The following is a 22,227-nucleotide window of genomic DNA, read 5'->3' on the forward strand; positions in this document are numbered from 1 at the left end:
AAAACATTGTAATACAAAGCATAAGCACCGTGATAGAGAAAAGATGAGTTACCGAACACTCTTCTGTCAGTTACCTTCTCTTTCTTCTTCGTTACCATTCTGAAGACAGACTAATGATTTGGTAACGGAACTTCTGCATAAATCCACGCTTTCTGCACTTTATCCCTCAATGCAAACCACCGAGATATGGCGCAAATTATCCTCATTTCCATTTACTTACCTCTCATTCTCTCTCTAATGCCCTTTCCTCTGATAGTTCCTCCTTCGATAACAATTCTTTCTCTACTGGCATTTGGAATAATTCCTCCTTGTACTCTAAAAATTCTGACAAATTTTTCTCGAATTAATTTTTTCTCTAAGAGTGATTCAAGTTTTTTAGGATTGGTATAAACTTTTTTCAGCTCTTTATAAAACTTCTCTGAGTACCTATCCGTAGGAGCTCCCTGGATTAATCTTTCTCCTTTATAAACAAGAGCATACTCTTTTCCTTCTACCTCTACTAATATAGCTCCTTTTTCATATAGTGGTAATAAATTATCATATTTTCCAAAGTTAAAATTAGTTGCCTTCGATATAACCTGGCTATTGTATTCCAGGATTTTTATCTCAATACCGGAACTTGATTTTACTGTATTTCCTGCGAAAGTAAGAATTTCACGCTCCAGCATAATTTTAACCATACAGGATTTAAAGAAATTGGCATAATTAAAGTTTTTTATTGCTATAGCAGCCCGGTAAAGCCCTGCTGCCCGTGCAAATAGAAACTCCACTGTTGCCGGGGTAGCTAAAATAATACCTCCGATAATGTATATTTTTTCCCATTTGTCCAGGAATTCTTTTCCTCCGGGCATTGCAGCAATTTCTTCACGATTGGCCGTAATCACGCCATCTGCGGATGCTAAAGCGACATCAGCAAAAGCGAGCGCAAAAACGGTAGGATTGGCAGTAGTAAGCATAGTGGCTGTACCCACTACAATAAGAAAAATATCCAATCCTATTCTGATATTTTTTTCAAGCTCCTGTTGTTCTCTGGCTTCAGCAAGTGCTTTAATACTAATTGCCGATACAAAAGGAAAAGCAAAATTATTTTCCCCATCATATCTAACGCGTACAATGTCCATAGGATGGTATAGATTTCCTTTTTCCGCAGGATCTAAAGAGGTCCTGTCTACCTGTATTCTTTCTACATGGGAAGGAAGGTCATCCGGAATAATTTCGGTTTCGGTCCGGGTTACTTTTTTGAGTTGTTGTAAAAAAAACTCATTATCTTTTTCCTCTTGAAAGAAGCCACCGGAAGAAAAAGCATAATTATCACCTATCACAAACTCTTTGTTTACAATTCTCAACCCTTCAAAGGCATTATCCATACAGAGTGCATTGATGAAATTGGCAAATAATGTCTTATTGCTTATTTCAGTTCCATCGACTACCGAAGTTTTATCCATGTTATTGAAAATTCTTTTTACCATTGCCTGGTTGTTTTTAAAGCTTTCAAAAAGGAACTGACTGTTTTTGAAAATTTTGAGAAGATTAATCAGGGCTCCACTGGAATCTTTTGCCCAGCTGAAAAAACCTTTGTCATCATAATCTGAAAGCAGTTCAAGATGGCTCCAAAGAAACTCCTGGGCAGGAGTTGAGTTTTTTATCGGTGCTGCATTTTTATCTTTTGGCACCGTAATAGCAACTCCCATTTCCATATCTAACCTGTTTAAGATTTCCTCTGAGATAAAATCGGGCATATTTTCATACAGAAACTTTAATGCTCCCGCATCTTTGGTTTGTTTTATTTTCTCTACAAAAAGATCGGTGATCTCGTTTTTTGCCTGATTACTTATTCTTAATCTTTCGCATAAAGCTATAAAGCCTTCTATATCCGAAATACTAATAATAATTGCATTGTATTTTTTATCAAGATTATATTTTCCTGTGGTACTGTTAAAAGCTCTCTTATCTAAATAATCCGTATAAACGAATTCTAAACGAAAATCCATTTCTTTTCTTTCAGGATTAAGATAAAATACACTTCCGGCTTTTTGCAGGCTTACAAAGCAAGGCCTTTGATTAAGTTCTACAGATACCTCGACGGATCTTTTTTCATTACCTTTTGTATATTCAAAATATTTGGTAGGAGTATAAGTACTGGTTAAAGGAATTCCGGTTATGGGAGTTACTCCTGCACTTACTGTAATATTTTCTAATGCATAATTCTGGTAATAGAAAAAAAAAGCATCGTTTGTTCTATCGCTTATGTGGTTCAGGAGCTTATTCAGGTCCATATTGGCTTTGTAAAAGTCTCCTTTGGTTATTTTGCATTTGTCTTCCTGGCTGAATTTCCGGTCGTATGAAATTTCTTCAAAAGATGCGGCAGGATTTGAAAAGCCGGTTGACATTTGGCTTCCTTCCGGATTTTCATTTATCTGGTCAAAAGAAATTGTCTTAAGCCCGGACAGGGTATCAAATATTCCCATTGTTTTCATTTTTGAGAGTTAAATAGCTTAATTTATTTTCCGGGAAAATCATCGTGAGATTATTTGGGTTGTGGTACGTGTTAATTCTTTCTTCATCCAATACCACAAGATCTAAATGATAATTTTTATCCACAAGAACCTGGGCATTCTTCAGTTTGCATTTTGCCTGCACCAGGACATCCCAGTCCTTTCCCTCCAATTCATTCCATTGTTCTGTAGGAATTCTTCCTCTGCTTCCGAAAAGAAAGATTTTCTCAACGGCAGTAATATCATCAATCTTATCCTTTAAGATCGTGAGGATATAAGGCAGCACTTTGTCGTGCTGCCAGATAGCCTCGGGTTTTACTCGGCTCATTGTTACTTTTTTTCAGGATTATAGTAAGAATTTCTTCAGTGGAGCTTTGTCTAGGAAATCCTGTTCAGTCAATTTGTTTCCATTCTTGTCCAGGGTTCTTGCTATTCCATATTGTGATAGCCCATTTGAGAATTTTAGATAAGAATTTCCATCTGTAATAAATTCTAAAATATCATCATTGCTTGATGGATTAGGCTTACATAATTTAAAACTCTTGATTTTATTGACATCAATTCTTAAGCGTAATCCTCGCAGCTCACTTGGAAGAACTTCTACACCATCTGTTTTAGAAATTTCGTAAGCCAGTTCTTCATAGAATTTAATAGCAGAATCTGTTTTCTGCCAGTTAGCATCTCTATCAATCGTTATTGAGTTTCCCTGAAACTCATAGACCCTCGGGAAAACTGCCTGTTGATCCAAATCTCCAATGGTAGCATAAGATTCACTGTCCATGGCATTCCAGGTCAATTGAATCCATTTTTCTGAAGAGGCATTGCCTAAAAGCGATTCATCTTTAACGAAATTACTATCTGTAATCACGTCACCAGGTACCTCAAACTCATTAGGGTCTTCAACAGTGAACGGTAAAGCGTGTTGTACTTTCAAGCCAATACTTTCAGCCTGAAGAATGTTTAAAGGAGTAGGAAGTCTTGTGATCCAGGCTTTTCCTTGTTTTACTCCTTTTGGTTCTTTCATTTCATCTACGATTGACAGGTAAAGAGGATCTCCTATTACAGGAACTTCTCCGCCATTCCAGATTTTCCCGGTAGCCATATAAAACTGAACAGCATCTTCGAAGCCGGGACGAACGGTTACTACCACTCTGGCCATACCACTCTGCAGGAAAGCTCTAAATAAAGGATCTACATCTTCCGCCTGGTAAAGATTGGTCCATTCTGTTTTGTTAGCCCAATAATAAGGGTACAAATAATAAGAAAGATTTTCCCATTCAAAAGCTTGCTCCATGAATTTCAGGAAGGCTGTATATTTATCCAGTGTTGAAGAAAGGTTGGTTTCATAGTCGGTAAAAGTGCTTCCAGTGGTTAATCCTGCCATTCCATACCCATGTGTGGAATTGGCTGCTCTGTTGACCATATAGGAAATACAGTTTTTACGAAGAACCGTATTTTCGATTTGACGGTAAAACCCTGGATTGGTACCTTTAATTTGAATACCATTGGCTTTTTCTTCTGCCAGCCTTTGTTCGTAAATTGCTAATGCTTTTTCATATCCGTCAATAATCGCTTTGAATGTTTTCTGAAGCCATGCATTTCTTGTTTCGGGGGTTAACTCTAAATTAAGTTTCAGAGTTCCTTGGATAATTGGGCTTTCTCCGGTAGCAAAACTGAATTCCAGCTTATTTTTAATGTTCAGGGTTCCTGTAGTTCCACTGACTTGGGTACTCGCTGGTGAAGTAATCCAATAGGTGCCTTGTCCTCCGATGGTCATGAAAGCCTGGTGGGCGCCTTTAAAGCTATGCGGATAAGTCTGGAAAGTATAGTCGGCATTTCTTACGATATAGCCTTCCGGAACTTCCATTTCTCCATTTCCATTAACAATCTGAACTTTATCGTCATCTTTCCCCCCGAAATTTCCGTCACGTCCGCTGAATGATTTACTGATACTAAAAAATTCAGAAGGTTTTTCATCGATTTCAACATTGTATTTACTCACCCAATATCTTAAAGCGGCTTCATTAGTTAATGCAGCATAACTTTCTATAGGTAAGTACGTTGCTTTTCTTGGATCTTCAGGTTTTACAAGATCACTTTTGGTTGCTGACTTGTCCAAGGTCATGCCCAAGGTATGGAGTTTGGCCGGCTGAGGGACCATGAATTCAAACATCATACGTTTCCCGTAATTGTAGATCTGATTTTTCATGAGTTTATCTACCCAACGGAAAACTCCGACTACATGCTTATCTCCTTTGGTGTTATCAAATCCGTGTTTATTGTTTTCTTCAAACTCTTCAATGATTTTCTCAATCCTTTCTTCATGTACTTTAGTAACAACTCTGTCAAGGGCTCTGGCTGTAATGTCCTGGGCCTGAGTCATCGCTTGTCTGGTACTTTCCTCTTTAGAAGAATGATTGGCATATCCTCCTGCGATCCCGGTGTTTAAAGTAGCTGCCATTGGCCCTGTTCCTGTTTTCCAGGTTGCATCAAAATGGGCCTGTACATTGGTGTCTCTGGCTTCCTGTAGCATTTTGGCAATTTCTGTCTGCATTTCAAACCTGGTAGCAGTAGTAGTGTCCGTAAGTTTCTCCCTTTCAGTATCGGAGGATGTGGTGGTTGTATTCTCGCTTCTTCTTAGCCTTCTTGTGGCCTTTTCACGATATTCGCGAGCCATGATGTTTTCAATGTGGGCAACTTCTCCTTCTACGTAAGCATGAGTAGTTTGTTCTACTTTAAGGTAATCTGCAATACCTATCTGTTTAAATCCGAAGCCTGATGGAATGAAAGAATCGTCTGGCTCAACAGGATTCTTTATTTCATTAACGATTTCAAAAGCAGAGGAGTAGCAGGACTTCATTGTAATAATCCTTGGATGAAAAATGGTTATTTTACCATTGGTGAAGGTAATCTTGACATCCATTGAAAAGTTTTCCGTCTGAGAAATGTAAACTCCATCTGTTGTAGCAGTGCCCAATAGTTTGGTTAAGAATATTTTATTTCCTACCCGGTTTTTCTCAAAATATGTTCCGGAAACAGGCCCTGCATTGGTGTAAAGCGTATAGCTCATGCTGGCTACATTCCATGAGGCATCCGGTACATCGATAGACAGGTCCAGGCAAGTGTTTCTTAAAATAAATCTGGGACATAACTGATAGGAAAAGGGAATTGTCTCTACTCTGGAAACAGGAAGAATAACTCCTCCAATGCTGGTATAAGTTTCTGCGTTATCCAAAATGTTATCTACAATAACCCTGTTGGCTTTTTCCCTGGCATTGATAATAAGATCTTTCAATTCAGAAAATTTATTTCTGCCTGCCAGTAAAGTATCAATAGTTCCTGCATTATCTATTCTTTCTTTTTCCGGGCCGGAAAAGTCATAATCCAAAAGAGATAGAACCGTATCAACGCTGGCCGGCTTCAATGAATCGGCTATTGTTCTTCCATCTATTTCAGGGCGGAAAGAAAATTCAAATTTTGGAATCTTCGGATAAGGAACTTGTTCCGGCTGCTGACAGGGATCCAAAGGATTATATGGCTGCTCCGGATTTCTGATGTCACAATATTTTCTTTTTACTTCTTCTACACGGGCATTATATTCATCGATAAGTGGCTGAATTGATTCTCTGTACTTTTCCTCGCTGCCTTTATATTCACGTTGATATTCGTTATTATAATTGTTTTCAATAAGGGCAATCTCTTTGTTCAGTGTTTCATAGCGGTCTAATAATGCTTTAGCTTCCTGGATTTTTTGCTGTTTTTCCATATATGAAGAAGGTGAAGTAACTTCTCCTTCCTCTATTTCCATCCTTGCAGCGGAGCCTATTGGAAAGGCATCCGGGTTGTCCATTATCAGATCTTTGGGTAATACTACTCTTGCATTGATAAGTAGGTTGCTCTTTGAGACATCAAAATTCTGAGCTACATGTAACCCAAGAAGCATCTGCATAAGAGTTTCTTTGATATAAAAATCTTTTTGAGATACTACCTGGTAGATAAGGTTATTCCAAAGAAGGAGGATTATTTTGATATCATCAGTGGCAAAAACATCTTGCAAATGCCTCACACTTTTTTCCAGTTCTGTACCAGTAACAGACTGTTTATTTTTGGCAATTTCAATAGAAAAATCATATAATTCAGGAAAGGTATTTTTCAAATAATCTTTATCTTTTATACAATCCTGGGTCTCTTCATATGTTCTTGCATATTCACTTAATGATTGCTTTCTCGGTGTTGCAGGTTGGCTCAATACATATTTGTAGAAATGGCTTTCCTTTAATTTTCCAGGTGCCAGAATAAATCTTTTATCCTGTTCTTTATCATCAGATTGCTGAGGGCTTCTAAGGCTTACAAATCTGAAAAGTGTTTGTGATGGTGTATTGTCAGCAGAACCGGCTGCTTTATTTTCAATATCGCTCATTTTGTAATGTTGTTAGGTATTTATTAATTGAATTAAATTTTGAAACGTCTTTTTAATAGATGGGTTTCAGATACTTTACCTTATTTTTTAAGGTGGTTTCCGGCAAAAGGATATCCACCTGATTTCTTAATTTTCAGATTCATTTAAAAATGGTTATTAGTTTTTTGGCATAGTTCCGGCTGTCCACTCTTTTTGTGAATGGTGATTCAAAGGCGTTGCGAAAATTGATAAAGCTGCTATAAAGGCATTATAGAGGCTGCAAAGAAACAGTGGACAGCGTCAGAACTTAGCAAGGTTAAAAGTTTTTATAAGGTTTCTTCTTCCAGAGTATCATTCTCAAAATCTTCTCTGAAGAAATTTTCAATGTCGTTGAGATAGTTTTCATAATCCATCTCAGCATTTTCGATGTCGCTCCATTCTATGGTATAAAGATCTTCATCGAAGTCTATATGGGAATTGTGATGGGTTGTTTCCATATTATGTGCTTTAGGATATTGGTTATTTTTTAAACATATTTCAGGCTGTCCAACATTGGTAAATGTTGAATTTAAAGGCTTTTTAAATTTTTATAGATTGTTTTTTGTGGCTTTGTTTTATACTCCAAAAATAGCAGGGGAAAGCGACAAAACTCGACGTGTTAAAAAAATCTTTTATTTTCTGATATAAGTTTTTAAGCTTATATTGTGTCTTTATAAGCTTGATAGCTTATATTTTGTTTTTAATGAGTTTCTGAACAATTTGATTCAGTGTTTCTCTGTTATCATCAATGTAGCTCAAACCGGCTTGTATCAGGTTTTCAATATTGGATCTCCTCACGTTATCCATTGCAGGAGAAGCATTTTTTAAAGAAGGATTCAAACGGTAATAGTTTTTCTGGTTTCTTAACCCTAAAGTCTGGAACATTTGATCCAACTGGTAATCTACTGTTTCTGCATTGGCAGACATCAGGATGTCAATAATCGGATTAACCCAGCCTATTTTTCCCGCTTTTTCAAGTCTCTTGAAAGAATAAGGTCTGGCTTCAACTCCTGTTCCGATAGAAATTATGATCATGTCATTCACTCCCGGATGGTTGGCTTTCTGATGGTTTTTTAATACTTCTGCAAAAGGAACTTTTCTGGCTTCTGCATAGGCACAAAGTGCAGGATTGTTGGCAAACATACCTCCATCGATCAGGCTGAAAATCTGGCCGTACATAGATTTGATCTGTACCGGACTGAAATAGGTAGGTGCCGCTGAAGTTGCCCTGCATATATCCTTTACGTAAAAATTATCTGTGCTGAGGTTTGCCTCCCATGAATTGAAAAGTTTAGCCCTTCTGTTTTCTATATCATAGCTTGTAATTAAACAAGGTTTTATTAATTCTTTTAATTCTAAATTTCCAAAAAAGTCATTCAAATTTTTTTTAAGCGCTTCTTGCGAAATTCTTTCATTCAATAATCCAAAAGGATTAACCAGCTTTTCCCAAAAAGAAACCTGGAAGATGTCGCCGCCCTTTTCTGCATACAACTCTAATCCTTTCTGGATAGAATATTTTGCTTTCCGGGCTTCATCGGGACATAGAATAATAGAAGCAATCAGTCCTCCTGTACTGCTGCCTGCCACCAGATCAAAATAATCTCCGAGCTTGGCACCCGGTTTATCATAATACTGGAGCTGTTCTTCTATGTAACGTAGAATAATACAGGTAATAATTCCTCTTATTCCACCCCCGTCCAAAGAAAGAATGGTTATCTTTTTCATGTGATGTTTTAATTGGTTGTTAAAAAGACACATGCAATGTAAAAATCCATGAGACCGATAGATATCTTAGGTAATATTCCGGCTTTTATGTCTGGATTTTATTGCTTTTTTTGTTGTTAAACTTGTAAAGCAAAGGTAAGACGGGGAAGCGACAGAACTTGTCGTATTTTAATTAATTTCCAACTCAGGAGAATTAAAAAATGACATAATTTTGTGAATCCCTGGGCATTTTCAAAAGTGTTCTCCAGTTGGTTTTTATAAGGCCTTTTTGCGATGGAATCATCCTTTTTTCAAAATGGGGAAGATCTTTAAAAGTCTTCCAGTTTCCTCCCCAGTCCCATCCATGTTTAGCGAAAATTTTTACGCATTCATACCAATCGGCTACTTTATCATTATCCCAATCTTTTACAGTGTCCCAGCTTGCTGCTTTTCCATCAATAATCAGGCAGATATCCACGGCAAGCCCATAATTGTGGATACTCTGTCCGGCTTTTGCATTGGTTACCTTTCTTCCCGAGGTAATTCTTCCGATTGCATAAAGTTTTTCCTGCTCCTCAAAAGATCTTAATCCCTGGGTAATTCTTACCTTGGCTTTTCCGGTAAGAGCTTCATCGCATTCTTTAATGATCTGCTTAACTTCCTCCCGGACTACCGGATGAAGCTTCCGGATTCTGTCTAATGTTATTTTGTCCATAATTTTTATTGCTATAAAACAAAAGTACAGGGTCTTTGCGACGAAACTTGACGTGTTTGATGAAATTTTCTAACAATTTCAATCTTTTTGTTGAAAGTTATACTTTCGTAATGATGATGAGCTTTATAAGTTCTTATTGAAGCTCTGATAAGATTGAGCTATTCTTGCATTGATGCAAGACAGCTGAAGAGGATTCATTGTCAAAAAAATGTTTTTGAACACAAAACTAGCAGGTTAATGCGACAAAACATGTCGTATTTTAAAAGATCATTCATTTGTTTTTCAATATGTTAAATGTGATGTTAATTCTGGTCTAAAAGATTTTTTTATTCTTTAAAAACAATAATTTTGTATAGACATTTACAACACAATTGCTATGTATGCCCTGGTAGATTGCAATAATTTTTTTGTTTCCTGTGAAAGGACCCTGGATCCTGAACTTGAAGGCAAGCCCGTTGTGGTTCTTTCCAACAACGACGGATGCGTTGTGTCCAGAAGTAAAGAGGCAAAAGACCTGGGCATTCCCATGGCTGCCCCGGCTTTCAAATACAAGGAGCTCTTTCAGAAGCATGATGTGAAAAGTTTTTCTGCCAAATTTGAGCTGTACAATTATAAAAGCCAAATGGTTATTAATATTGCCAAATCCTATGTATTGGAACATGAGGTTTACAGTATTGATGAGCTCTTCCTTGATCTTACGGGCTATAAGTATATTGACATCCACGAATATTGTCTTAAAATTAAAACTGAGATCTATGAGAAGGAGAGCATCCCTGTAAGCATAGGTATTGCTCCTACAAAAACCTTATGTAAAGTGGCTAATAGAATTGTAAAAGATTTCCCGGAAAATTTTAATGGAGTTTATCTCCTGGATACTCCTGAAAAAATTGAAAAAGCACTAAAATGGCTGCCAATAGAAGCTGTATGGGGAATAGGAAGAAGATTGGCAGCTAAGATGCACGATAATGGGGTGTACAAGGCATGGGACCTCCTTCAGAAGCCGGAAATGTGGGTACGGAAGATTATGGGGATCCATGGGGTAAGGATGATTAATGAGCTGAAAGGGATCCGGCAATTGGAGCTGGATACTCCTGCTCCCAAAAAATCCATAGCAGTAACCAGAAGTTTTATGGAGATGCTGACCAGAAAGGAGGAGGTGAGAGAACGGGTGGAAACTTTCGGAATGTACTGCTCTGAAAGGCTCAGAAAACAAAATACGTGCTGTAAAATGATCACCGTTTTTGTGCAGACCAACCGCTTCAGAAAGGATCTCCCTGAATACAGGAATGCCATGACCCGTATCCTTTCCAATCCTACCAATTCCTCTATTCTGATAGGAAGGGTAGTGAATGAACTTTTTGAAGCAATCTATAAAGACGGCTTTCATTATAAAAGAGCAGGTGTTATCGTCAATGATTTTGTGCCAGAGGATCAAAGACAAATCAGCCTGTTTGAAGAAGATATACAAAACCAGCATCTTCCCGTTATGAGAGCTATGGATGCTATGAACCGGAAATACGGTAAAGATAAGGTCCGCCTGGGAAGCATGAGTGGTGAAAATACTTTTGGCCGTGCAAAACTTTCCCCGGAATATGAGGCCTTCTTAAAAAATAATATTTTGCCTGAAGCCAATTTCAGGTTTCATTAATCTTTAAAAGGTCGATAGTCTTAGGAAAAGGAATAATTTCTTTTCCTCATGAGTTTTTGTGTGATTTTTTTTCGTACTTCCAATTACGGCCTTTACCTTCAGCCATCCATTCCAAAGACTGTTCTATTCTTTTATTACGTGTAGCTTCTGTTTTCGCTTCAGTAATCCAGGAGATATATTCCTTTCTGAATGATGGGGATGCTTTCTGAAAAACTTCCAACGCTTTTTTATTAGTATCTAAGGCAGACTGAAAATAATCAGGAACTTCCATTTCCATTTTGGAAGGAGCTGCCTTTTTCATGGTAACCCCCATATCTGTAAGTTCCATGGCTTCTTTGATAGCCTTTTTGAGCTGATGTCTGGAAGGGAGATCTTCCATTTTGGTGATTTTTCCCAGACTGAACATCGAGCTTTTTTCAGCAGAAGTTTCCAGTTCTTTCAGCGTTTTCATTTCCTGATGAAGCCAGAATCCAAGGCTGCAATACTGCTTGAAAGAAGTAATAGAGCAGAGTATTTTTCCTTTATACATGAAAGTGGGAAACTTCCATTTGATAGTTTCTTCCGCATCCGGACATACTTCATGAATCATTTCACGGAGGTAGGTTAAGATGGGTTTAGCAAAATCCGGAGATTTTTCGATGTATTCATCAACTTTTATGCTGTATTGCTCTGTCATATATTTATTGGAATAATTGTACGGTTTCATTAACGAGGAATCTTACCTGGTCAGGTCTTCCTCTGTCGTTTTTAGGACTATTGAGATAGCTTCCCGTTCTCACAATAACCATATCATGGTCAGGAACTACAATAATGTATTGTCCTTGTAATCCCTGGAAATAATAATGCCTGACCGGATTATCATTATTGATCCAGAGCCCCATTCCATATATCCCTTCCGATTTTTCTGTAGGAGTCCTCATCTGCTCAATAAAGTCTGTATTGAGAACCTGTTGATTTTCTGATTTGCCGTCATCTAAAAAGAGTTGTCCCAGTTTGGCAAAATCCCGTGCATTGGAGTGGATACAGCAATAGGTTTTTTCCATGCCATACCCGTCTGTACTCCATTTGGCATTTTGTTCCATTCCCAAAGGGATCCAGAATTTTTCGGAAAGATAAGTTGCCAATGGTTTTCCTAAGGCTTTTTTCAGAGCGAATCCGAGAAGCTGGGTAGAGCCGCTTTGATATTCAAACTGTGTTCCGGGTTCTTGTTTAAACTTTCTTGAAAATACTGCCTTCATCAGGCTTCTTCCATAATAGGCTTTTGCATTAGGCAGAAATGGGTTGTTGTAATTTTCATCCCAATCAAGCCCTGCTTCCATTTGGGCCAGGTTCTTAAGAGTGACCAGGTCTCCAAATGTTTTCTCTTTAAACTCAGGATACAGATTGGCCAGCCTTTCATCAATGGTTTGAATGATGCCTTCTTCCAGAGCCTTTCCCAAAAGCATGACGGTAACGGCTTTTGCCATAGAAAAAGAATTGGTTTGTGACAGCTGATTATATCCTTCCCAATATTGCTCATGGAGAATCCTTCCTTTTCGGATCACTACAAAAGCTGCTGTTCTGGAATGTTTTAAGTTTTCAACTAAATGTTTAGGTAATTCTTTTTTGTTATATTCAGGATCCTCTTCCCATAGCTTAGGAGATTCCGTTACAATAGGATTGCCGGGAAAAAGATTCCCGTCATCAATATAGGCGCTTGATTTTCCTTTAAGATACGTTTTGGAAATTCCGCTGAATAAATAATCGTATCCCATAAGATAAGCAGCGGCAGCACCGGCTATGGCACCTCCTATCATGTACTTCAGTATTCTCATATTATTTGTGAATCGTCTTTAACAAATGTAAAATAATTTGGTTAGAAAAATGAAAATGAATGGATAAATGATTAAATAAAAAAAGCCCTGAAAGAATTCCAGGGCTATATATTGTGATACAATAAAGAATTACTTATTATATTCGTAAAGATAAGTATGCTCATTGGTTCCGAAAGAAGAGCTTGTATACTTCATTACCGATTTGGTAGGATAATTGGCGGCATTAAGAGTATGAGTTCCTTTGGTTTGAGTTGTTCCGCTCACGGCTCCTGTATACTTCCCGTTTGCTGTAGCCAGATTGCTGTAAGCCACTTCGCCGTCTCCAAGAGAGAACATATCCATTTTCACAAAGCCTTTTACATTTTTCATAGGGTGGTTATTTCCGTCATAGGTAAACGTAGTACTGTATGTCGTTCCATTATGTGTATAAGTGCTGGAAAGCAGGTTCCCGTTAGCATCAAGATAAATATCTTTCTCTACGTATTGAATGTTTGAATACGTCCCTGTAGCCGGGTCATAGGTAACGGAGTGGAAATCATTGAGCTTTATATGGTTGTCACTCAGATATTGATAATTTTCTGTGTAAACCAATGTCCCTAGCTGGTGTTTATCGGTTACTTTTTCAGAAACCAGTTTTCCGTTGGAATAAGTAAACTCTCTCATAACCTGCAGTACGCCATTCTTATTATACACTTCCGTTTTTACAATATTATCACCGTCATAAGTATATACTGTCTTTTTATTGTCTGTAACATCAAGGGATTCGGTTATTTTAGTTCCGTTGTACTTATATTCTATAACATAAGATTGGCCATCCTGAGTAAGCTCAGTCGATTTTTTTAAGAGGTAAGGAGTAGTATCATTGTTATTGTTGTTTGAGATATCATCATTTGATGAGCTACAACTTGAGATCACTGCTATCGCTAGTGATGAGATAATTAATTTCTTCATGGTTATAATTAGTTTTTTTTAAGCTGCGTCAAAAATAATCATTTTCACAATATGAATATACTTTTTTTTGAAAATGAAAAAGCCCTGAAAAATCAGGGCCTTTATACTATATTTTTGAAAGTAAATTTCTGAAGTTGGTTTTTTCATCAATAATCCTTCTCAATTCTGACACCGGAACTCTTTCCTGTTGCATCGTATCCCTGTCTCTGATGGTAACTGTATGATCTGTTAAAGAATCATGATCTACTGTGATACAATATGGAGTACCGATGGCATCCTGTCTTCTGTAACGTTTTCCGATAGCATCTTTTTCTTCGTAGAATAAGTTGAAATCGTATTTCAGGTCATTGAAGATTTTTTCTGCATATTCCGCCAGTCCGTCCTTCTTCATTAATGGAAGAATAGCAGCTTTGATGGGTGCCAGAGCCGGAGGTAAAGATAAAACCGTTCTTTCCGAACCGTCTTCCAACACTTCGTCTTTTAAGCAGTGCGAAAAGATAGAAAGGAATAATCTGTCTAATCCTACAGAGGTTTCCACTACATAAGGAACATAGTTTTCATTTCTTTCAGGATCGAAGAATTGTAATTTTCTTCCTGAGAATTTCTCATGAGCCTTCAGGTCAAAATCCGTTCTGGAATGGATACCTTCCAGTTCTTTAAAACCAAATGGGAAATTAAACTCAATATCTGCCGCAGCATTGGCGTAGTGAGCCAGCTTCTCATGGTCATGGAATCTGTAGTTTTCATTCCCTAATCCTAAAGCCAGGTGCCAGTTCAGACGTTTCTGCTTCCACTGCTCGTAGAATTCAAGTTCCGTACCTGGAGCTACGAAAAACTGCATTTCCATTTGCTCAAATTCACGCATCCTGAAAATAAACTGTCTTGCCACGATTTCATTCCTGAAGGCTTTACCAATTTGTGCAATACCAAAAGGAAGCTTGTGACGTGAGGTCTTCTGTACATTCAGATAATTCACAAAAATACCCTGTGCAGTTTCCGGTCTTAAGTAAAGGTCCATAGCATTTTCAGCAGAAGCTCCAAGCTTAGTTCCGAACATTAAGTTGAACTGTCTTACCTCGGTCCAGTTTTTAGAACCCGTATCAGGATCAGCAATTTCAAGCTCCTCAATCAAAGCCTTTACATCAGCAAGGTCTTCATTTTCCAATGACTTTGCCAATCTTGAAAGGATAGCTTCTCTTTTCGCCCTGTACTCCAGAATTTTGGGATTCGTAGCCTCAAATTGAGCCTTATCGAAAGCGTCCCCGAATCTCTTCGCTGCTTTTTCGATTTCTTTATTCTCCTTATCTTCTATTTTCGCACAGTAATCTTCCACCAAAACGTCTGCTCTGAAACGTTTCTTAGAATCTTTATTATCAATCAGTGGATCGTTAAAAGCGTCTACGTGGCCGGATGCTTTCCAAGTGGTCGGGTGCATTAGGATGGCCGAATCAATACCCACAATATTCTCGTTAAGCTGTACCATAGCTTTCCACCAGTATTGCTTGATATTATTTTTGAGTTCGGCCCCGTTTTGTCCATAATCATAAACAGCGGATAACCCATCATAGATCTCACTCGAAGGGAAAATAAAACCATATTCTTTAGCGTGAGAAATCACTTTCTTGAAAACATCTTCTTGCTTTGCCATAATTTTTTTACGTCTGATGTGCAAAAATAGCAAATTGGATCCAAAATCATGAGATTCAACAAAAAAAGCAGTTAAAAAACTGCTTTTTAAATATTTTTTAGAAATTATAGCTTAACGCAATACCGTTTCCCCGGATATCAAGCCTGTAGGACGTGACCTTTGACTCATCAGATCCTGCCCCCTGATTTTGGGTATCGACTGCTTTTTTTAAATTCTTCCCTGCACTAATGGCAAAAGGAATTCCTACTCCTACACAGCCAAGGCCTATACCAATAAGCCCCCAGCCGCCAGCTTGCTTTTCTTTATAGGCAATACCATTACGGTATACTGTTTTATTCCTCAGTAGCTCCTTTGCAAGCCCGAAACCTATAAAACCGCCACCTACAGCTGCAAAAACCTGTGAAACAGTACTGTTGGTATTGGCTTTTTTCATATATGCCAGTGCTTCGGGATTGGTAAATACTTTTTTGTATTCGGAAAATTTATATTTCTGATCACCTTTAATAAAAAATTCCCGGTTGGTCTTACCTAATTTGAGAGAGTCGGAAACCTGGGCTGATGTTGACATAAAGAATAAGCTTACCAATAAAGCGCTTAAAAAGTTTTTCATGATTAATTTTTTTGCGAAAATATTAAAACTAATAAAGATGTTAGCTGAGATTTATCAGGAACCGGGACCTGTTTTCGTTACTCGCTTTTTCCGGGATTAGGCGCGGCGGCGGAGCCGCCGCGCCTAATCCCGGAAAAGAAGAAAGGCCGCTCAATCAGAGCTATTGATTTTAGTTTGCTTATAAAACCTAACGGGTTTTTAAAACCCGTTAGGTTTAGAATAACAATGATCTCTTACATTTTTAAAGTTTCCAATGAAACAAGAATCAATCGAAAATCTCTACTTTTGCTCCATGTTAGAAATCCTTTATCGTGACGAGCATATTATCGCCATCAACAAACCCAGCGGATTATTGGTTCACAAATCTTTTTATACAGGAGAGGCAGATACTTATGCTATTCAGGAATTGAGAAGACAAATCGGGCAAAAAGTTTATCCTGTGCATCGGTTAGACCGCAAAACTTCGGGTGTTTTGTTGTTTACCTTAGATAAAGAGATGTTGAGAATTATGAGCGAACGTTTTGCAACCCGGGAAGTGGAAAAAAAGTATATTGCTATTCTGCGAGGCTGGGCGAAAGAAGAAGAGACCATCGATTATGATCTGATCAATGAAAATGAAGTCAAGCAAAATGCCATTACGTATTATCATCTTTTGCAAAAATCAGAAATTGATTTACCTTTTTTAAAACATCAGACTTCAAGATATTGTTTAGTGGAAGCTATTCCTGAAACAGGGCGATTTCATCAGTTGAGAAAACATTTTAAACATATTTTGCATCCCATTTTAGGCTGTCGCAAACACGGCTGCAATAAACAGAACAAATTGTGGCTCCAAACATTCGGTATTAACAAAATGACACTGCATGCTCACCAATTAATTTTCAATCATCCTGTTACCAATGAAAAAATGATCCTGAACGCTACTGTAGATGAAGAGTTCAAAAGAGTAGGAGAGATTTTGAATTTTGATTTGGGCCAGTATTCTTAATTTAATTCAAGAAGAAGCATATCCTTGACAAGGATTATCTCAAAAATTTACTGCTGTTTTCATCTCTTATAGATAGTGTATATCATACAATTTTGATAAAACATCTAGGATAATCTATGTATTAATTTTAAAATGGGTAATTTTGTAAAACTTTTTTTCAATGTACAAATCGCTCATTCGCCCGATTCTTTTTAAATTTGATCCTGAAGAAGTTCATCATTTTACGTTTTCAATGCTAAAAAATTTTGGATTTCTTACCAGATTATTTTTCCCAAAACCTATTGAAGACAAGCGTCTGGAAAGAGAAGTTTTCGGATTGAAATTTAAAAATCCTGTGGGATTGGCTGCCGGTTTTGATAAAAATGCAGTTTTGTTCAACGAATTGGCTGATTTGGGGTTCGGCTTTGTAGAAATCGGAACGGTAACACCAAAGGCTCAGGCTGGAAATCCGAAGAAGAGATTATTCCGTTTAATCGAAGACGGGGGAATCATCAACAGGATGGGTTTCAATAATGATGGTCTTGAGGCCGCTATTGAAAAACTGAAATCCAACAAAGGAAAAATAATCATCGGAGGAAATATCGGGAAAAATACAGACACAAGTCCTGAAAACTATACCCGCGATTATCTTGAATGTTTTGAAGGCCTTCATCCCCATGTAGATTATTTTGTACTCAATGTAAGCTGCCCGAATGTGGGTAGTCACGCAAAACTTGAAGATGTAGATTATCTGCGCGAATTGATTACGGAAGTAAAGAAAATCAATCAGTCAAAATCTGTACAGAAGCCTATTCTCCTGAAAATTGCTCCAGATCTTAACAACAATCAGTTAGATGAAATAGTCGAACTGATCGCAGAAACCAAAATCGATGGTGTAATTGTCTCCAATACTTCTGTCAACAGAGAGGGACTGAAAACCCCTCCTGAAGTTCTGGAACAAATAGGAAACGGAGGTTTAAGCGGAAAACCAATTCGTGAAAGGAGTACAAAAATGATCAGATACCTTTCCGATAAAAGCAAAAGGGCATTCCCGATCATTGGAGTAGGAGGTATTCACTCTGCGAAAGATGCGATTGAAAAGCTGGATGCAGGAGCGAGCCTTATACAGCTTTATACAGGATTTATTTACGAAGGCCCGGAATTGATTAACGACATCAATAGGGAGCTTCTGAAAAGAGCGAGCAGATTACCAAGATAATATCAAAAAGAGAGTTCAGTTACCGACTCTCTTTTTATTTGGATTTTGTAATAGCAGCATTTCTGATATCCACTGTAAATGAATATCCCGGGGAGGATGAGGTTTTCTTAATACTGAACTTTAATGTTTTGGCGTCTTTTGATGAAGAGGATATTGTATTATAAATCGATTCCCTGCAGCTTTCGGTAAGGAATTGTTCATAATTTTTATAGTTCCAGTCTTTAGTAAAATATAAGACCCTGTAGCCTTTTTCTCCGTCACTGGCACCACACATCCCACAGTAATTAAAGTTGGAAACCTGTTCAAAATAGAGCAATACCCTGTTCCCGGAACTATCTGATGCCGTGGATACCAGGCTGTTTCCGCCGGCCCGGTTGATGATGTCAAAAGTATTGATCTTTTTATTGTTCGGGAGAAGTAAATAATTGTTATACCGATAGATCATACTGTTTTTGGTATAGAGCTTGGCCTGTTGAGGTTGATTCCCTAGTGTAAAGATTCCCTGAATATCATGGCCTGATACTGATCTTTTAAAGGTAAAGCTTTCTGCAGGACGGAATTTTTGAGCGATACTGTCTGTTTTTTCAACCCATCTTGGAGAAGTTATTTTTTCTTTAAAAGCCTTGGCTTGCTGCTGTTGCTTTTTGCCAAAATAATAGAGCAATAGATCTCCTTCATCATACACTCCGGTTAATGGAATTTTCTTTTGATACTTATCATAATAATACCATCCTTCCACGAAATGCTGGTACTGGTTACAATCTATAATCCCTGTATAATTCAGGTGCAGGGTAATGGGGATACCGGAAATTTCTCCTTTAAAAACCTGTGAAGAATCTGTCACTGATTTCAGCTCAACCTTTTGGCTGAAGCAAAAGATGAAAATCCCCGAAAGGAATAGAGTAAAAGTTTTTTTCATGGTTAATGATCAGGGGTTTCAGATGAAGAAATGGGCAACAGTATAGATGAGTAAACCTACCAGGCCTCCTACTAATGTTCCGTTAACGCGGATAAACTGAAGATCTTTTCCTACTTCCAGCTCCAGTTTTTCACTCAGCTCTTTTCCTTGCCAGTTTCCTACCGTGGTACTGATGAGGTTTCCAAACTGGTGGGTATTTCTGAGTATATATTTGTAAGCAGTTACCCGTACCCAATGATCAATTTTATTCTGAAGGTTTTCATCCGTTTTTAAATTCTGTGAGAATTCATTCAGGTTTTTCGTCAGATAATTTTTCAATGCTGAATGCGAATCCTGAAGTTCTTTCATCAAGGTCCGCTTAATAGAGATCCATATGTCATTGGAATATTCTTCCAGTTTGTCATTCTTTAAAAGCCCGTTTTTAATGGTTTTAAACTCATCTTCCCATTTAGGATCTTCTTTCAGGTCAACCGAAAACTCATGGATTTTTTGTGTGATTAATGCTCTTACTTGATGTTGGGGGTTTTCTTCAATTTCTTTAAAGAATTCTGCCAGTCCATCAGCGATCTTATCAGCTATTTTATTATCTACAAATGACGGGACAAAGGAGTAGCTGCCTTTTTTCACACGTTCTTTGATCATTTCATCATTTTCAAGAATGTACTCTTTAATTTGTTTTGAAAGATTAGTAATAATCCTCTGATGGTCATTTTTCTCCAGAATATAATTGATTCCGTTTCCTACCACAGTATTAAGCTTAACATCATCAGTCATTTCAGAAACTTTTTTGCTGATAAACTGGCTTACTGTGGAATCATCAAGCCTGTTAAGAATATCAAGTACAATATCGGAAAGATTTTTAATCAGGATATCCTGTTTTTTTTGTTTACTCATCCATTCTCCGACGAAGCTGGATACTTTGAGCTTTTGAATATAGGGACGAATATTCTGTGGAGAAAGAAAATTGCTGACTACAAAACTTCCCAGATTGTCCCCAAGTCTTTGCTTACTATTTTCAATCAGATTGGTATGAGGAATCGGAAGTCCCAGCGGATGGCGGAACAGAGCGGTTACAGCGAACCAGTCTGCTAGTGCCCCTACCATGGCTGCTTCAGCAAAAGCCCGTACATAGCCGATCCAATGGGAATTATCAGACTTCTGTACAATAGTTGTTACAATGAAAATAACAGCCATCAGAACAAATAGCCCCGTTGCAAATGCTTTATATTTCCTAAGTTGTTTTCTTTTTGCTTCGTCATTCATATTCTCAAATTTACTAAATTTGGTTATGAAACTATTTACTATTAAACTCAAAAGTCATAAAAATTTATTTTTAAAAACTTTACAGCACTTACCCGGTAATGAAATTTTTAGTTTCAGGTATCATATTAATTTTTCTGCAAGCATGCGAGCAGAAGCATCAGCCTATTAAAATGACTCTTATGGAAAATACAGAAGCAAAAAATAATCCATACTATTCCAGAACAGATACTGCCAAATTGAACATTTCCAACGAAGAATGGAAAAAGATACTGGCTCCCGATTTGTATGCTATTGCCCGGGAAGCTGCTACAGAAAGGGCTTTTACCGGAAAATACAATGAATTTGATGAAACCGGAGAGTATTATTGTGCCGTTTGCGGGAACCATTTATTCCGCTCTACTTCGAAATTTACAAGCAGTTGTGGCTGGCCAAGTTTTTTTGAAGCGGATAAAGAAGGAGTGTACTATAAAAGAGATCAGTCTTACGGAATGGATAGGGTAGAAGTCCTTTGCAAAAGATGTGACTCTCATCTGGGACATGTTTTTGACGATGGGCCAAAGCCCACAGGATTGAGATATTGCATGAATTCCATTAGCCTGGAATTTGCCCCCGATACTCAAAAATAAGCCTTTAATTCACGAAATCAGGACGTTAAAGTTTCTTAAATTCAGTTAAACTTTTTAGATTTATAACTGGCTGGTAACGATGTTTTTATAATTTTGCCCCACTAATCTGGAATTAATATATTATTGAATGAAAGGACTTTATGGCGTAATAGGCCTTGTATACATGGTTACGACGTCATTCTACATTTCTCCGAAAGCGGTAGTGAAGAATGAGCATGTCAAAACAACAAAAACTGAAAGAGTAATTGAAACGAAATCTGAGAAGAATACAAGCATATCTTCATCAGAAGCACTATATCAATCCATTGCATTTGACCCGGAACACGAATTAAATTATGAGGTTTTCTCAAAAGCATTAACTGGTTTTGAAAATTTAAAGAAAGCAGGATTGCTTAACCAGGATTCGCATTTATTAACTATCTGCGATTTTTCTATGTCTTCCAATACAAAAAGGCTTTGGATTATTGATATTAATGATAAAAAAGTATTATTCAACTCATTGGTTGCCCACGGAAAAAATACAGGCGAAGAATTTGCGACGAATTTTTCTAACAGGGAAAGTTCGTTGCAGAGCAGCTTAGGTTTTTATATCACGGATGCAACCTACCAGGGAGACAACGGATATTCTTTAAGACTATTGGGAATGGATAAAGGATTTAATGATGCGGCGTATAGAAGGGCAATTGTCATGCACGGAGCAGATTATGTAAGTGATTCCTTTGCTGCGATGCACAAAAGAATTGGAAGAAGCTGGGGATGTCCGGCAGTTCCTAAAGAACTTACACAGCCCATTATTAATACGATAAAAGGAAGAAATCTTCTGTTCATCTACTATCCCGATCAGAATTATCTTTCCTCTTCGGAATGGTTAAAAGCATAAGAAAAGAAGCAGTCGGTGAGACTGCTTTTCTGTTTATATATGAATTGAATGCAGCAAATAGTTGTGTGTATATTGGGTTCAAAATCATTAACCACAGATTTTAGCAGATCTGCACAGATGTTTATGCTTTAATTAAAATTATTAATGGAGATTCATTTTTCTAAAATATGAGGTCATTATTATGCGTTATCATCTGTGAAAATCCATGTCCATCTGTGTTTAATAAAAAACTTTTTATACAATCTATCTTCAATAACTAAAAGTCTGTGCTATCTACGAGAGCAAATAAAAAATCCCTATGCAGAAACATAGGGATTACAAATATTTTTA

At 37.5% G+C, this 22,227-nt stretch carries 18 protein-coding genes; 5 read left to right on the forward strand and 13 right to left on the reverse strand.

Features of this window, described 5'->3' with window-relative positions; genetic code table 11:
- Positions 1-212: 212 nt before the first annotated feature.
- The 6 genes from OK18_RS08875 to OK18_RS08895 form a co-directional block, all read right to left on the reverse strand.
- Positions 213-2,468 (reverse strand): hypothetical protein, encoded by a 2,256-nt coding sequence (locus OK18_RS08875; RefSeq protein WP_156173249.1) that lies wholly within the window; start codon positions 2,466-2,468, stop codon positions 213-215.
- The gene (locus tag OK18_RS08880; RefSeq protein WP_053327773.1) at positions 2,455-2,823 is read right to left on the reverse strand and encodes a nucleotidyltransferase family protein; all 369 of its coding nucleotides are present in this window, start codon (positions 2,821-2,823) and stop codon (positions 2,455-2,457) included. Before OK18_RS08880 ends, OK18_RS08875 begins: the two co-directional genes overlap by 14 nt.
- A gap of 18 nt (positions 2,824-2,841) precedes the next feature.
- Entirely contained in the window at positions 2,842-6,915 is a 4,074-nt protein-coding gene (locus OK18_RS21550) for a hypothetical protein (RefSeq protein ID WP_174441952.1), read from the reverse strand.
- Between the two features lie 305 nt (positions 6,916-7,220).
- Positions 7,221-7,391: a hypothetical protein gene (locus OK18_RS21170; RefSeq protein WP_156173250.1), complete on the reverse strand. Its 171-nt coding sequence runs from the start codon at positions 7,389-7,391 to the stop codon at positions 7,221-7,223.
- A gap of 229 nt (positions 7,392-7,620) precedes the next feature.
- The gene (locus OK18_RS08890; RefSeq protein ID WP_053327774.1) at positions 7,621-8,658 is read right to left on the reverse strand and encodes a patatin-like phospholipase family protein; all 1,038 of its coding nucleotides are present in this window, start codon (positions 8,656-8,658) and stop codon (positions 7,621-7,623) included.
- 193 nt (positions 8,659-8,851) lie between these two features.
- On the reverse strand, positions 8,852-9,352 hold the full coding sequence (locus OK18_RS08895; RefSeq protein ID WP_050022451.1) for a M15 family metallopeptidase: 501 nt from the start codon (positions 9,350-9,352) through the stop codon (positions 8,852-8,854).
- 376 nt (positions 9,353-9,728) lie between these two features.
- Between OK18_RS08895 and OK18_RS08900 the strand changes: the two genes are divergently transcribed.
- Complete coding sequence (locus OK18_RS08900; RefSeq protein ID WP_050021589.1) at positions 9,729-11,000, forward strand: Y-family DNA polymerase; 1,272 nt, start codon at positions 9,729-9,731, stop codon at positions 10,998-11,000.
- A gap of 46 nt (positions 11,001-11,046) precedes the next feature.
- Here OK18_RS08900 and OK18_RS08905 read toward each other — a convergent pair whose 3' ends face one another.
- The 5 genes from OK18_RS08905 to OK18_RS08925 form a co-directional block, all read right to left on the reverse strand.
- On the reverse strand, positions 11,047-11,676 hold the full coding sequence (locus OK18_RS08905) for a YdeI/OmpD-associated family protein (protein ID WP_053329334.1): 630 nt from the start codon (positions 11,674-11,676) through the stop codon (positions 11,047-11,049).
- A gap of 4 nt (positions 11,677-11,680) precedes the next feature.
- Complete coding sequence (locus OK18_RS08910) at positions 11,681-12,814, reverse strand: serine hydrolase domain-containing protein (protein WP_053327775.1); 1,134 nt, start codon at positions 12,812-12,814, stop codon at positions 11,681-11,683.
- 129 nt (positions 12,815-12,943) lie between these two features.
- Positions 12,944-13,765, reverse strand: a complete 822-nt coding sequence (locus OK18_RS08915; RefSeq protein WP_053327776.1) for a hypothetical protein — start codon at positions 13,763-13,765, stop codon at positions 12,944-12,946.
- 106 nt (positions 13,766-13,871) lie between these two features.
- A complete protein-coding gene (locus tag OK18_RS08920; RefSeq protein WP_053327777.1) occupies positions 13,872-15,413 on the reverse strand; it encodes a glycine--tRNA ligase in 1,542 nt (513 codons plus the stop codon).
- Positions 15,414-15,510: 97 nt separating this feature from the next.
- Entirely contained in the window at positions 15,511-16,023 is a 513-nt protein-coding gene (locus OK18_RS08925; RefSeq protein WP_053327778.1) for a hypothetical protein, read from the reverse strand.
- Between the two features lie 292 nt (positions 16,024-16,315).
- On the opposite strand from OK18_RS08925, the gene OK18_RS08930 reads away from it, so the two are divergent.
- Positions 16,316-17,011 carry a pseudouridine synthase gene (locus tag OK18_RS08930; RefSeq protein ID WP_053327779.1) on the forward strand — a complete coding sequence of 232 codons (696 nt, stop codon included), beginning with the start codon at positions 16,316-16,318 and terminating at the stop codon, positions 17,009-17,011.
- 160 nt (positions 17,012-17,171) lie between these two features.
- Entirely contained in the window at positions 17,172-18,209 is a 1,038-nt protein-coding gene (locus OK18_RS08935) for a quinone-dependent dihydroorotate dehydrogenase (protein ID WP_053327780.1), read from the forward strand.
- A 34-nt stretch (positions 18,210-18,243) separates the two neighbouring features.
- Here the strand turns inward: OK18_RS08935 and OK18_RS08940 are convergent, their stop codons facing one another.
- Positions 18,244-19,128: a hypothetical protein gene (locus OK18_RS08940; RefSeq protein ID WP_053327781.1), complete on the reverse strand. Its 885-nt coding sequence runs from the start codon at positions 19,126-19,128 to the stop codon at positions 18,244-18,246.
- Positions 19,129-19,146: 18 nt separating this feature from the next.
- Positions 19,147-20,391 (reverse strand): DUF445 domain-containing protein, encoded by a 1,245-nt coding sequence (locus OK18_RS08945; RefSeq protein ID WP_053327782.1) that lies wholly within the window; start codon positions 20,389-20,391, stop codon positions 19,147-19,149.
- Positions 20,392-20,570: 179 nt separating this feature from the next.
- Between OK18_RS08945 and msrB the strand changes: the two genes are divergently transcribed.
- Together msrB and OK18_RS08955 are read left to right on the forward strand one after the other, a co-directional pair.
- On the forward strand, positions 20,571-21,017 hold the full coding sequence (gene msrB, locus OK18_RS08950; protein ID WP_128572420.1) for a peptide-methionine (R)-S-oxide reductase MsrB: 447 nt from the start codon (positions 20,571-20,573) through the stop codon (positions 21,015-21,017).
- 127 nt (positions 21,018-21,144) lie between these two features.
- The gene (locus tag OK18_RS08955; RefSeq protein WP_053327784.1) at positions 21,145-21,897 is read left to right on the forward strand and encodes a murein L,D-transpeptidase catalytic domain family protein; all 753 of its coding nucleotides are present in this window, start codon (positions 21,145-21,147) and stop codon (positions 21,895-21,897) included.
- The last annotated feature ends 330 nt before the right edge of the window (positions 21,898-22,227 follow it).

The organism is Chryseobacterium gallinarum (assembly GCF_001021975.1).
GTDB lineage: Bacteria > Bacteroidota > Bacteroidia > Flavobacteriales > Weeksellaceae > Chryseobacterium > Chryseobacterium gallinarum.

What these genes read in the sequence shown, in the direction of transcription:
- OK18_RS08875 (WP_156173249.1), bottom strand. Translation starts at nt 2,468, where the DNA reads ATGGGAATATTTGATACCCTGTCCGGGCTTAAGACAATTTCTTTTGAC.
- OK18_RS08880 (WP_053327773.1), bottom strand. Translation starts at nt 2,823, where the DNA reads ATGAGCCGAGTAAAACCCGAGGCTATCTGGCAGCACGACAAAGTGCTG.
- OK18_RS21550 (WP_174441952.1), bottom strand. Translation starts at nt 6,915, where the DNA reads ATGAGCGATATTGAAAATAAAGCAGCCGGTTCTGCTGACAATACACCA.
- OK18_RS21170 (WP_156173250.1), bottom strand. Translation starts at nt 7,391, where the DNA reads ATGGAAACAACCCATCACAATTCCCATATAGACTTCGATGAAGATCTT.
- OK18_RS08890 (WP_053327774.1), bottom strand. Translation starts at nt 8,658, where the DNA reads ATGAAAAAGATAACCATTCTTTCTTTGGACGGGGGTGGAATAAGAGGA.
- OK18_RS08895 (WP_050022451.1), bottom strand. Translation starts at nt 9,352, where the DNA reads ATGGACAAAATAACATTAGACAGAATCCGGAAGCTTCATCCGGTAGTC.
- OK18_RS08900 (WP_050021589.1), top strand. Translation starts at nt 9,729, where the DNA reads ATGTATGCCCTGGTAGATTGCAATAATTTTTTTGTTTCCTGTGAAAGG.
- OK18_RS08905 (WP_053329334.1), bottom strand. Translation starts at nt 11,676, where the DNA reads ATGACAGAGCAATACAGCATAAAAGTTGATGAATACATCGAAAAATCT.
- OK18_RS08910 (WP_053327775.1), bottom strand. Translation starts at nt 12,814, where the DNA reads ATGAGAATACTGAAGTACATGATAGGAGGTGCCATAGCCGGTGCTGCC.
- OK18_RS08915 (WP_053327776.1), bottom strand. Translation starts at nt 13,765, where the DNA reads ATGAAGAAATTAATTATCTCATCACTAGCGATAGCAGTGATCTCAAGT.
- OK18_RS08920 (WP_053327777.1), bottom strand. Translation starts at nt 15,413, where the DNA reads ATGGCAAAGCAAGAAGATGTTTTCAAGAAAGTGATTTCTCACGCTAAA.
- OK18_RS08925 (WP_053327778.1), bottom strand. Translation starts at nt 16,023, where the DNA reads ATGAAAAACTTTTTAAGCGCTTTATTGGTAAGCTTATTCTTTATGTCA.
- OK18_RS08930 (WP_053327779.1), top strand. Translation starts at nt 16,316, where the DNA reads ATGTTAGAAATCCTTTATCGTGACGAGCATATTATCGCCATCAACAAA.
- OK18_RS08935 (WP_053327780.1), top strand. Translation starts at nt 17,172, where the DNA reads ATGTACAAATCGCTCATTCGCCCGATTCTTTTTAAATTTGATCCTGAA.
- OK18_RS08940 (WP_053327781.1), bottom strand. Translation starts at nt 19,128, where the DNA reads ATGAAAAAAACTTTTACTCTATTCCTTTCGGGGATTTTCATCTTTTGC.
- OK18_RS08945 (WP_053327782.1), bottom strand. Translation starts at nt 20,391, where the DNA reads ATGAATGACGAAGCAAAAAGAAAACAACTTAGGAAATATAAAGCATTT.
- msrB (WP_128572420.1), top strand. Translation starts at nt 20,571, where the DNA reads ATGGAAAATACAGAAGCAAAAAATAATCCATACTATTCCAGAACAGAT.
- OK18_RS08955 (WP_053327784.1), top strand. Translation starts at nt 21,145, where the DNA reads ATGAAAGGACTTTATGGCGTAATAGGCCTTGTATACATGGTTACGACG.